Below are 11242 nucleotides of genomic sequence, written 5' to 3'. Positions count from 1 at the left end.
CCGCGGCCGGTACGCCGTAAGCGGCCGGCGACATCATCAAAAGCGGCACGCGGATCATCGACGGCCGCGCGGTCGCCACGGCGGAAACCCTTGGCAAGGCCAGCGTGCTCGGCCAGATGATCGCCATCATGACCCGCAGCCTGGAACAGAGAAGTGTTTTCGAGGGGCGCACGGACCGAATGCTGCGCGGATTCGTGCCCCTGATCGTTTTGCTGGCCACCGGCACGGGGATCGCCTGTGCCTTGAGCGGTCTATCCCTGCACCAGTCGCTCGTGCGGGCCGTGACCGTCATGGTCATCTCCTGCCCCTGCGCCCTGGGTGTTGCCATTCCCATGGCCCGCCTGGCCGGGATCTCCCTGGCCGGCCGCCGGGGAATCCTGGTGCGCGACATCGAAGCCTTCGAACGGGCCGGCACGACGGACAGCATCGTGTTCGACAAAACCGGGACCTCACGCGCGGACGCTGGCAGCTAGTTCGGGTGGAAAGCCGTCCGGGCCTGGACACGGATCAGGTCATCGCCTGGGCCGCCGGTATAGAACACGCCGTGGACCATGAAATCGCCCGCGCCATCAACGCCCATGCCCGGCAAAAGGGCATTGCACCGGCCCGCGTCGACGATATCGCAACCTTCCCCGATGGCGTCGCGGGGTGTATTGAGAAGAAAAACCTGCGCATCGGCAGCCGGCCGTTTGCCTGGGAAACGGCTGACATGGCGACGGGCCAACCGTCCGGGAAAACGGAAACCGGCCTTTCACGGGTGTTCATGAGTGTAGACGAACAGCCGGCGGCCAGCCTGTATTTTGGCGACAGCCTCCGACCAACGGTGCCGGACCTGATCGAAAGGCTGAAGGCCGAATACCGTCCGATGGCCGTCATCTCGGGGGACGGCCATCGGGTTACCCGGGAAGTGGCCGAGGCCCTGGGTGCGGATGTCGCCCAAGGGGGATTGCTGCCGGCGGACAAGGCCGCCTTCATCGACCAACTGATCCAACAGGGACACCGGCCGGCCATGGTGGGCGACGGCATCAATGACGCAGCCGCCATGGTCCGCGCCCACCTGGCCGTGGCCTCTACAACGGCCAGGCGTTGGCTGCCGAGGCCGCCCACCTCACCCTCATGCGCGGCGATCCAGCCCAGTTGATGGATGTTTTCTCACTTTCCAGGCGGGTCAACCGCAAGGTCACCCAAAATTTGTGGTGTGCCTGGATCTACAACCTGATCGGCATTCCCGTGGCCATGAGCGGACTGCTCACCCCACTGATCGCCGCCACGGCCATGCTGCTCTCCAGCCTCACCGTGATCGGCAACACGTTGTTGCTGGTCAGACGGGACTGATACCGCGAGCTACCACGGTTGTCGTTTGAGATATCCTGTAACTTTCCTGTCTTTATCAGGCAATTTCGTAAAAAAAAATTATCTAAATATTTTCAAATAGATGCAGATAGAAAAATTGTGCATTGGATTGGAAATGGCACTATTTCCCAAATAATGGTCGTTGGTACATGACTCAACAAAAGAAGAAGAATTGAGAAAGTGATTGCCGAAATCAACGAAATTGTGGCTAACATCGCCAGCGCCATGGAAGAGCAGTCCACATCGACCAGAGAGGTTTCCAGCAATGTCAACCAAGCCGCGCAGGGAATCCAGGAGGCCAATGTAAACGTTGCTCAGAGTTCTACCGGGTCAGCCAGTATCGCCAAAGATATTTTAGAGGTGAACCAAGCGGCCCAAGAAATGTCGGAAGGTAGCACACAGGTCAACACCAGCGCCCAAGAACTGGCCAAGCTTTCCGAAAGCTTAAAACAGATGGTCGCGCAGTTCAATATTTGATCTATTCCGGCAGCCAGCACGGCGCTAAAACCCAAAGGGCAAGGCGATAACGCCTTGCCCTTTGGGTTTTAGCGCCCGATTCACTTCCGCGGTGGGAGAAAACCGAGGATCGTCAAACGGTTTCATTGCTTCGGCTGCAGAATAGACCAACAAGCTGTTAGGCTTCATTGATCAGTTCGTCGTCGATTTTGTAGATGTTCATATACAATTTTGCATTGTTTTTTTGTTCTTTCTTCAATTTTGTGTTTTCCCTTTTCCACCGCCCCATACTCTTTTTGAAACTCGGCAAGATCCTCAATCCGTCAATAACTAGATAACATGGCAAGAAACAGGCTAAATCCAGGTTGTAAAATAGCACCTCCAGAATGGATTTATCCTCACCTGAAATTCAAATGGCTGCAAGAATCAATATGGCACACTACATGCGTATGTCTGATTCATAACCACCATAAATCGTCATTGATGATGAGGATTAAAAAAAAATTATAGATGCCATCAATTTTATTGTCTGAAAGGAGATAATCATGTCCAAGAAAGAAGTTGAAAGATTTTTAATTACTGGTGGAGAAGATAAAGATTTACGCCTTAAATACAATCAGATCGAAACCATGCCTGAATTTGTCGTTGCCGCGGTTGGAGATGGTTTTGATTTTAGTGAAGAAGATCTGAAGGCAGTATTGCGTGAGTCAGGCGATTCCTTCGATTCTTACGGGAACCCCCGCCAACGCAATATCTGGTGGTTCTGATTGGATGTCTTCGCCGTTCAGTTTTGGGTATAAAATGCCGCCGTTAAGAAAAAGTCCGTCCCCATATTTTCTTGAAAAATGGTTTTTCCCCTCAAAATTGAACGGCGAAACCGCCCACCCCACCCGCATGCGCGGCAACCCGGCGCAGGTGATGGCCATTTCTCACTTTCCTAAGGATACCGTTCTTGCTGAAGCTGATGCGTTTTTGAATAGGTTAAGGTGCGCCAGGGCCTTTAATCCGCGTCACGGACGGTCCTTGTCTTCCAGCAATCCGGCATACGCCATCCCCGGTCCGACACATGTCCAGCCGTCCCGTTTCAATTGAGCGCCTGTTTCCTTGAAATCGACACCCTCGACTCGCTCCACTAAATGAACAATGTCATTTTCATCCAGCCAAAAGGAAACGGCAATGCCGGCCTTGTGCAGCAGGACCCGGCGACCCGCGCGATCCTGAAACAGCCGCTGGTTGCCGGGTGAAATGTCAATGCGATTCTTCATGTGCTCCATCTCATAGAATTCCTAACGGTTATCGCGGGCTTTGAACCGGCGCCAGCGTTCCCGAAAACCGTATATCCATGAATAGATCACCCCATTTACCATCAGTATGACGGCGCCCAAAAGGATCTGAAAATTCCGGGTCAGCGGTGTCGGATAAAAAAAGGGGGTCAGAATCTGTTCAACCCATCCCATCTTTTCCACGGCCGGACCGGCTCGCAAACGGAGCGCATGTTCAAGCAGTGCCAGCGGCCCCAAGCCGCCCGTCAGCATCACAACGGCGACCCACAGCATGACCGGAAGATGGAGTATGACCACGCATCGCCATTTAAACGCCCCACCGGCACCCAAAAGTGCGAAGATGACCACGGCGATATGGACGATCAGGACCAGATCCGCCCCAACGCGGTAAAACATGACTTGCCTTTCTTTCCACCCGCCTACGGCCGCCGAAATCGGGTCACCCCTTAAAAGGAGAAGAGATCTCCAATTCAGTCATCAGCTTCTCGCCACGCGCAACTGCACGGCTGATGGCCGATTGCCCCACGCCCATTCGCTTTCCCACGCTTGTACCGTCCATGCCAAGTTTTCTAACAGCCAGGTAGGCCGCCACGCTCCGCGCTTTCACCCGATGGGGATATTTGCCCGGCGACAGCGTATCATCAATGGAAATCCCGAATCGGTCGCTCACCCAGGCGATCAGGCGGTCGAACGTATAGCCTTGGGCTTTTAAATGATAGCGAGCTTCCAAATGCTCCTGGGCCGATTCAAGAACCTGCATGACAAAGTCGCTGTCACCCAATATCCGCTCATCGCCCTTGAGGTGCGCCTTCATCCGACGCTGGGATTTGAGCTCGCCCCAGCCGCCGGCGCTGCGCAAAAGGCCGCCGCCGGTCAACTCCGGCCGTTTCCCCTGGTCGAGGCCTGCTTCGACAAAGCGGCGGTAGTGTCGCATGGCCGTTTTCGTCTGTTTGCCGAACAGGGATAAAACACCGTCCATCGCCTGCCAGTCATCGCTGACGCGGCCGGTCAATCGACTGTGACCGCAGTACGCATATCCATCCAACGCCTCCAAATCTTCAACGATTTCCGCCCGCAGGGGATTCAAATGAATGTAGCGCACCAGTTCCAGCAGATAGGGATCCTCCTGGCACAATATCGATTTATACCGGTTTTGGAACAATCGACCATGGCGATGGTGGCGGCGGTTGAAGCTTACCGCGTATCCGGTCAACAACCGGCGCATGACCGTGGCAATCGGAAGCGTCCCGGTTCGCAAAAGCAGATGGAAATGATTGGGCATCAGCGCCCATGCATAGCAAAGTGTTTCGCTGCCCGTCACGATGCGGGATAATCGATCGACAAAATCATTACGGTCGGCATCATTCAGAAAAAGTTTCCGTCGTTCGATCCCGCGGCAAATGATATGGTGCAGCGCGCCTGGCGCATCGATTCTGGCTTGTCTTGGCATACTTGTTTCTTTATCATAAGGGCTTGAAAATTGGAACCGCATAATTTCATCACCGTCCCCTTCTAACAAAAACGCAGCGGGGGTTGTTCTGATGGGCAAGATTGCACCCCTTTGGTGGGCGTTGGTTGCCGCGAGCATAGGGATGGCTGGCATTTGCTCAAAGCGCCGTGGCCCGACCGGGGGGGTGCATCGTTGCCCTTTTGTTGTCTTTATGGTGCGTATTCAAAATCCTTAGGAAGCCTTACGGTAATACCGGCGATTAAGAAAACGAGCCGGTCCGTGGCGTTCGCGGGAAAAGCGCGGGTGCGCCATTGGTGGGCACCCAGCTACGCCGGCAACCGTTCGATCATCGCCCGGGCGACCTTTTTCCCGGAGAGAAGCATGCCGCCGAATACCGGCCCCATGCGATAGCCACCGCATACCGCATTGGCAGCCATGCCGCTGACAAAAAGGCCGGGATAAACCTCTCTTGAATTGTTGACGGTATCCATTTCACCCGTTTCGGCTTCCATGGATTTCTCACCCACCATGCCGCCGGTTGCCGTATCCAAGGTGACGCCCATTTTCCGAACCAGCACCTCGGTGACATTGGCCGGGTGTCCCGTGGCATCCAGCACGAAGGCGGCATGCAGGGTCAGGGGATCCACATGCCATTTCAAGGTTTCAATGGCGCCCCAGTTGATCACGAGTCCCGCCACACGTTTGTCCTTGATTACGACATCTTCCATGCTCACGAGGTTGAATATCTTCAATCCAGAACAAACCGCCTTATGCACCAAGCCCGAGGCCAGGTATACGGAATCCAGGGTATAATACCCCGGCTCAAACGGCTGGCATTGAAACCCCAATTCATCCAAAACCGTTTTTCCCTCCTCCTGAACCACGACCTCATTGAACATCATGCCGCCACCCCATACCCCGCCGCCGATGGATAATCGCCGGTCGAACAGGGCGACGTTTCCCGGCCATGGAAGATAGGTTCCGGCGACGAGGCCGGAGGGGCCACCGCCCACGATGGCGACATCCAGTTCGAGCGAGTTGCTCAGTTTCTGTAAATAGGCTTGGATAATTCCCCTGCTGATGGTGACTTCGTTCAACATGCAAACCCCCTTCATCGTTAATCGGTTGGAAAAAAATGAGTGAGTGTCCATCCCGACGTCCGTACCTTTCCGAAAACAGGCGAAATGGGCCTACATCAAGGCCGTTGGAAAGCGGTCACCGCATTTAAGGGCAGACACGGGTCGGAAGCTGGCGAAAACGCCAAATGCAGGGGAGGAAAAAATGGTGACAAACAAAAAACGTCGATTCCAGCAGGAATCGACGTCGAGACAAATTACTATCACTCGAGCTCCCTACGCCGGTGTTATCCGGTTCAGGTTCAAAGGGTATTATCTCAGGCCAATCTGACCACCCCTGCTTGATGATGACATTTAGCTGCCAAGGATTGTATTGTCAAGCATAAAAATCAACAAAGCCCGGGAAACTGAATTTTGCTGGGACCCGCGCTCTCAGATGAGGCGGTCATGGGCACTGACGTGGTCCAGCAAAAAAGAACACCACTTCCTATTACTGTATACCATCTCTATTCCAAATGCTTCCCTTCCAATACCTGCCGTATGGCCGTAGCGATTTCTCTGGTGGTCAATGGCTTGGTGATGAGTCTGTCAATCCGCGCAGACTGCAACTGCTCAGGCGTAGTCTGGGCGGTTAAGCCGGTGATCATGATGATGGGCAGATGGGGTCTAATCTCGCGTATTTTGCGGGCCAGTTCATCCCCTGTCATATGTGGCATGGTCAGATCGGTGACAATTAGGTCAAACCGGTCAGGATTCTGACTAAATTTTTCATAAGCCTCCGCACCCGAGGTACTGATCTCCACGTTGTAACCCAATTGTGCCAAGATCCCTTTGCCTGCAATGGCCAGTTTTGCCTCATCATCTACAAACAACACCGTTTCGCTGCCCCTGGGAATGGCAACCGGTTTATCCATGGTCTGCTTGGGCTTAAGATCCATTACCGGCAAATAGACATGAAAAACGGTACCCTGGTTGGGCTCGCTGTATACGCTGATGCTGCCGTTGCAACTTTCCACGATTCCGTGAACCACCGACAATCCCATACCGGTGCCTTCACCGATCTCTTTGGTGGTAAAAAACGGATCGAAAATACGATCCAGGTTTTCAGGTGGAATCCCGGTCCCGGTGTCACGCACGGAGAGCTTGACATATCGTCCAGGTTCCAAGCGGAGATGGTACTTGGCGGAATGTTCATCGATTTCCTCATTTTTCAAGGTGATCGTCAAAATACCACCTTTGTCTTTCATGGCGTGGCCGGCATTGGCGCATAAGTTCATCATTACCTGATGAATTTGGGTGGGATCGGCCAACACAATGGATTTTGAGTCGATTTTGGTTTCAATCGCAATGGTCGTTGGCAGCGAAGCCCGCATAAACTTGGCCACTTCCTTGATGACCAGGTCGATTTGGACCGGATATAATTCACGCTCCCCCTGGCGACAGAAGGTTAGAATCTGTTTAACCAGATCCGCAGCCCTTTGTCCGGCTTCCTGAATCGTCACCAGGCTATTATGGAACTCGGATTCTTCTTTGGTCTGCTTGATGGCCAGTTCGGCATGCCATAAAATGATCGACAGCACATTGTTGAAGTCATGGGCGATACCGGCGGCCAAGGTACCGATAGCCTCCATCTTATAGGCCTGATGAAGCTCTTTTTCGATGCGTTTTCGATATGTGACATCGTGTCCGGTGGGGACCAGAAAAATGATCTCGCCTTGCTCGTTGGTAATGGGACTCAGCGTAAAATCAATGATATGGGGTTTGCCTTCCTGGCCAGGATGAATGACTTCGGAATGAACGACTTCACCTGAGGCGGCGCGTTGGATGGCTTCTCGCAGCCAGTTCTGTAATTCTGTCGAATGGCTCCACCAAGGTGTTTCCCAGAATGGCGTTCCTAACACATCGGCTTTTTTCACACCCGCCAATTCAAGGGCCGCCCGATTTGAATCGATCACTGTGCCGTCCAGAGACAAGATTCCGAAAAGCTGAAAGGTTTGTTCAATAATGGCCCGATATTTTCGATGGCTTTCACGAAGCGAGCTCTCGCTCACCAGACGTTCGATTCCCAATGCAATCTCATCAGCAATGGAGGCCATCACCCCGCAGGCGGTGTCTGAAAAAGAGTAACGGGAAAAAAAGGCCATGACACCGATAATGTTATCCTCGATCGTCAGCGGAAAACCGGCAAAGGCCGTAATGCCTTCGTTTTTAATCCATTCCGGGTCACTGATTTTCGGATCATCCGGGGCGGTATTGGTGATATAGGCTGTCTTTTTGCACGCGATCAGGCCGATCGGTGTTTGCTCATCAAGCCTTCGGTGGATTGCTTGCGCATCTTTGCTGTTTTGTGCGCCGGCGCTGGATTTTAGCTCCAGCACGCTTTCATTTTGATCGACAAACCAGATTTGTGCCGAAACGGCATTCAGGTGGGAGAGCAATAATTCCAGACAGTGGTGCAGCATGTTGTCTAAATTACTGCCCTTGGTCAGAACCCTTCCTATATCCAAACTCAGGGTCACAAACTTTAACTGTTCGGATAATAGATCTTTTTTAGGATTGCGTTCAGTTCGTTTTTCTTTAAGTTGGACAGTCTTGTCACGAAACGCCGATATCAGATTGACGTCGGCTCTCCTTGTCAACAAAAGCACGCAAAGGAGAAAAACAAGCCCCATAATGACCATAAGACAGATAATAATGATGATTAAGGGCGTTGCGGAGATCATGGCAACCGAGTTTCCCTATATGGGGTTGAATAATTCGCGTATCGACTTGTCTCCTTTGGATATATCACTTGGAGCGGATCGGGTGAACGGTGAAGTTTTCAGATAGGCTCAACTGTCCAAAGTGTTTGTTTAAATATAGTACAAATGGGTACGCCGGGCAATAATGCCCTCCAATTCGCTGCCACGAACCCGTTCAAGAAGATAGGGAGCCTATTGGCATAAAATTGACTTGCAGGGGGTTTGATGCAGACGCCCGCGTCAAAGGCGATCAATTGAACGATTCTGAAAAGGAACGGGGATGAATAGGGCGGGGGACGGGGATGTTTTTATGCGTTTCTTTGCGCTCTTGCAGGAAAACGTTGTCAAGTCGAAACGCATATTTTCATCCCCGTCCCATTGGCGCCTTTCTTTCGTTTAATGAAGAGGGGCTGCCTACAATCGGGCGTCGATCGTGTGATGGTAGCGATTCCATGATAGAATCTTCTCATCGGCAGTAATAAGCTCTGCTGAATTTTCAATGGCAGTGGCAACAATCATCCGATCTGCGGGATCGCCATGAAATGTCGCTAGCTGCCCCGCACGAATTGCGCTTGGACCCTGAAGCGGAATTTCGACCAGTCCGGCGCTCAGCAGCTCCGTTCTCCATATGTCGAGTTCGGCTTTCATGCTGAGCCGGCCTTTCTCCACCAACATGGCGATTTCCCAAAAAGTGATGGTCGCCACCCCCAGTTCACCCATTGCAAGCGCGTTGTCTATCCGTTTCAAGGCTGATTTTCCAAGCTGTGAACTGCCTTCGTCCAACCAGACCAAAACGTGGGTATCGAGAATCAGCATTTTTCCGCATCCCATTGCACATCCAACGGTTCAATCAAATCATCGTTGCTTTTGACACGGCCTTTGTGCAGCCCGAAAATTGTCCTGGCCGGGGTACGGTAGGGTTTTAGAATGGCAACCGGCTTACCGTTTTTTGTGATGGTGATTTCTTGCCCGGTAAGGTTCACCTCGTCCATCAAATGTAGGCATTTTGCTTTAAATTCTGATGCTTTCATTGTTTGCATATGAATTCTCCAGCGGTCTCTTTCTGACTACTTGACTATAGTCACATCCATGGTCACGATCAACAACAAAATTTTCAATCGGGTTTAAGGCCAAGGTCGTCAACGCGCTTAATTTCCAAACTTCAGGAGATACGATACGCGTTTCGCCTCACAATTTCAGCCCCGGAGCAATAATGGCAATAACGGAAAATCAATGTTGACATAACGTACGCTTAAACGTAATATTAACGTACGTTATTGGTTGGTTTTTTTCTGGAGGTAAAACGCCATGGAAGTCAGCCCATCTGAACTTAGAAAAAACATTTATAACTTGCTAGATCAGGTTTTGGAAACGGGAATACCCCTCGAAATCAAGCGAAAAGGAAAAAAACTGAAAATCATCCCTTCCGAACCGGTGTCAAAGTTAGCGAAACTGGTCGGCGATCCCGATTGTATCGTCGGTGACCCGGAAAAACTGGTCCACCTGGACTGGTCCGACAATTGGAATCCAAACGTATGATCTACCTGGATACCCACGTTGTCATATGGCTGTTTGCCGGTAGACTCGACCTGATTAGTCAAAATGCCCGGCAAACCATTGAGGAAACGCCGGCATTACGCATCTCACCCATGGTGCTCCTAGAAATCGACTTCCTTTCTGAAATTGAAAAAATTCGGGTGGATTCGAATCGGATTTATACCGATCTGAGCCAGCAAATCGGTTTGATGGTTTGCGACAAGAGCTTTGAACAGATTTGCAAAACCGCTGCGCATGAAAAATGGACACGCGATCCATTTGACCGCTTAATCACTGCCCAAGCCGCCATTACACGGAGTGGGTTGGTAACTAAAGATCGTACGATCCTTGAGCATTATCAACAGGCGTTGTGGTAATCTCGATGTGGGCCGACAGCGAATGTCCGGTAACGCCCGCAGCGCAACCGGACCTACACTGACTGATTAAGCGTCGTGGGCGATTCAGTTTGATTATCTACCTTCGGTAGTTAGCACCCCAAGTACATCATCTTGGATTTGAAAAAATGAATCAGTGGACGCCACCCAATCCAGCTAATCATTTGATGATTTTGAAAAAAACTTTTTAATGCATAAAATCATCCTCGTCCCCGACTTAAACCTTCCCACTGCCCTCCGCCAAAGTGGCTGTAATCTGGGATTCGTTTCTCGCCCTTTATCGTGTCCCCTACTACGCCTCTTTTATTGACGGCCCGACCTAAATCTATTGAAAAGTGTTATTTAGTTATTTAAGGTCGTTAACTCACTCTAACTCACTCCACTTCAATACTTACGACTGTGAAATTTATATGAAAAAAAATGGTCGTGGAATCCAAAACGATCTAATTTTAGTTTATTGATAATTACACCCGATGGGTGCCGTTTTATTTGATTCATTTTTTCAACAACTTGCATTAAATCTGTTATTTTTGTTTTTACTGATTCAACTACAATCAAAGACTGATCAGATAATTTTGCCAAAATCAAACCATCAACAACGTTAGAATGGGAGGACTGTCAATTATCAAATAGTCAAACTTTTTTCTTAATGATCTAATTATTAATTTTAGCCATATTGAATTTAATAACTCTGATGGATTCTGAGATAATGATCCACAGTATAATATTTTAAGGTTTTCAATTTTTTCTCCATCAAGTAAATTAACATCAAACAAATATGATTCGATGTTTAAATTTAGATTTGAATTTAAATAATTAGGTCTATTTCTTGAGATAGAGTCATTTAAAATCTCTCTTCCATGTTTAGCTCTTGTTAGCGATGTTTGCTTTTTTATCTCTAAGGATAAAATCAAATCAGTTAATCCTGGCTTACCTATATACGCATCTGGTT

The 11242-nt window shown here is 50.5% G+C and carries 14 protein-coding genes, 1 pseudogene and 1 riboswitch; of the genes and pseudogenes, 7 read left to right on the top strand and 8 right to left on the bottom strand.

The features are described 5' to 3' along the window. The first annotated feature begins 128 nt into the window (after positions 1-128). From JCM12296_RS40390 to JCM12296_RS37195, 5 genes are all read left to right on the top strand, one after another. Positions 129-473, top strand: coding sequence for a hypothetical protein (locus JCM12296_RS40390; RefSeq protein WP_479690885.1), 345 nt, complete (start codon positions 129-131; stop codon positions 471-473). Between the two features lie 5 nt (positions 474-478). Continuing rightward, positions 479-1141 carry an HAD-IC family P-type ATPase gene (locus JCM12296_RS40385; protein ID WP_054700058.1) on the top strand — a complete coding sequence of 221 codons (663 nt, stop codon included), beginning with the start codon at positions 479-481 and terminating at the stop codon, positions 1139-1141. Beyond that, the gene (locus JCM12296_RS28155) at positions 1117-1335 is read left to right on the top strand and encodes a cation-translocating P-type ATPase (protein ID WP_054700056.1); all 219 of its coding nucleotides are present in this window, start codon (positions 1117-1119) and stop codon (positions 1333-1335) included. The genes JCM12296_RS40385 and JCM12296_RS28155 overlap by 25 nt, the downstream gene beginning before the upstream one ends. A gap of 198 nt (positions 1336-1533) precedes the next feature. Continuing rightward, complete coding sequence (locus tag JCM12296_RS28150; RefSeq protein ID WP_054700054.1) at positions 1534-1830, top strand: hypothetical protein; 297 nt, start codon at positions 1534-1536, stop codon at positions 1828-1830. 524 nt (positions 1831-2354) lie between these two features. Further along, a complete protein-coding gene (locus tag JCM12296_RS37195) occupies positions 2355-2576 on the top strand; it encodes a Nif11-like leader peptide family natural product precursor (protein ID WP_083456595.1) in 222 nt (73 codons plus the stop codon). A gap of 243 nt (positions 2577-2819) precedes the next feature. Here the strand turns inward: JCM12296_RS37195 and JCM12296_RS28140 are convergent, their stop codons facing one another. The 7 genes from JCM12296_RS28140 to JCM12296_RS28110 all read right to left on the bottom strand — a co-directional run bounded on the left by JCM12296_RS28140 (position 2820) and on the right by JCM12296_RS28110 (position 9399). Continuing rightward, positions 2820-3074 carry a hypothetical protein gene (locus JCM12296_RS28140; RefSeq protein ID WP_054700047.1) on the bottom strand — a complete coding sequence of 85 codons (255 nt, stop codon included), beginning with the start codon at positions 3072-3074 and terminating at the stop codon, positions 2820-2822. Positions 3075-3095: 21 nt separating this feature from the next. Then, a complete protein-coding gene (locus JCM12296_RS28135) occupies positions 3096-3488 on the bottom strand; it encodes a DUF2784 domain-containing protein (RefSeq protein ID WP_054700045.1) in 393 nt (130 codons plus the stop codon). A 43-nt stretch (positions 3489-3531) separates the two neighbouring features. Further along, a complete protein-coding gene (locus tag JCM12296_RS28130; RefSeq protein WP_054700043.1) occupies positions 3532-4542 on the bottom strand; it encodes a transposase in 1011 nt (336 codons plus the stop codon). A 326-nt stretch (positions 4543-4868) separates the two neighbouring features. Next, positions 4869-5642 (bottom strand): sulfide-dependent adenosine diphosphate thiazole synthase, encoded by a 774-nt coding sequence (locus JCM12296_RS28125; RefSeq protein ID WP_054700041.1) that lies wholly within the window; start codon positions 5640-5642, stop codon positions 4869-4871. A gap of 232 nt (positions 5643-5874) precedes the next feature. Further along, positions 5875-5967: riboswitch (TPP riboswitch) on the bottom strand. Between the two features lie 157 nt (positions 5968-6124). Next, positions 6125-8341 (bottom strand): hybrid sensor histidine kinase/response regulator, encoded by a 2217-nt coding sequence (locus JCM12296_RS28120; RefSeq protein ID WP_083456594.1) that lies wholly within the window; start codon positions 8339-8341, stop codon positions 6125-6127. 432 nt (positions 8342-8773) lie between these two features. Beyond that, positions 8774-9175 (bottom strand): type II toxin-antitoxin system VapC family toxin, encoded by a 402-nt coding sequence (locus tag JCM12296_RS28115; RefSeq protein ID WP_054700037.1) that lies wholly within the window; start codon positions 9173-9175, stop codon positions 8774-8776. Beyond that, complete coding sequence (locus JCM12296_RS28110; protein WP_054700035.1) at positions 9169-9399, bottom strand: type II toxin-antitoxin system Phd/YefM family antitoxin; 231 nt, start codon at positions 9397-9399, stop codon at positions 9169-9171. Before JCM12296_RS28110 ends, JCM12296_RS28115 begins: the two co-directional genes overlap by 7 nt. Before the next feature lie 268 nt (positions 9400-9667). Here JCM12296_RS28110 and JCM12296_RS28105 point away from each other — a divergent pair, with 268 nt between their 5' ends. Both JCM12296_RS28105 and JCM12296_RS28100 read left to right on the top strand, forming a co-directional pair. Next, entirely contained in the window at positions 9668-9898 is a 231-nt protein-coding gene (locus JCM12296_RS28105) for a type II toxin-antitoxin system Phd/YefM family antitoxin (protein WP_054700033.1), read from the top strand. Next, positions 9895-10272, top strand: coding sequence for a type II toxin-antitoxin system VapC family toxin (locus tag JCM12296_RS28100; protein WP_054700031.1), 378 nt, complete (start codon positions 9895-9897; stop codon positions 10270-10272). Before JCM12296_RS28105 ends, JCM12296_RS28100 begins: the two co-directional genes overlap by 4 nt. A 602-nt stretch (positions 10273-10874) precedes the next feature. On the opposite strand, the pseudogene JCM12296_RS40380 reads toward JCM12296_RS28100, so the two are convergent. Further along, positions 10875-11242, bottom strand: a pseudogene (locus tag JCM12296_RS40380) (hypothetical protein); the annotation flags it as partial.

The sequence above is a fragment of the Desulfosarcina cetonica JCM 12296 genome (assembly GCF_001311845.1).
Classification (GTDB): Bacteria; Desulfobacterota; Desulfobacteria; order Desulfobacterales; family Desulfosarcinaceae; genus Desulfosarcina; species Desulfosarcina cetonica.
The sequence above is the reverse complement of the archived record's forward strand: the minus strand, read 5'-3'. Positions and strand labels throughout refer to the sequence as shown.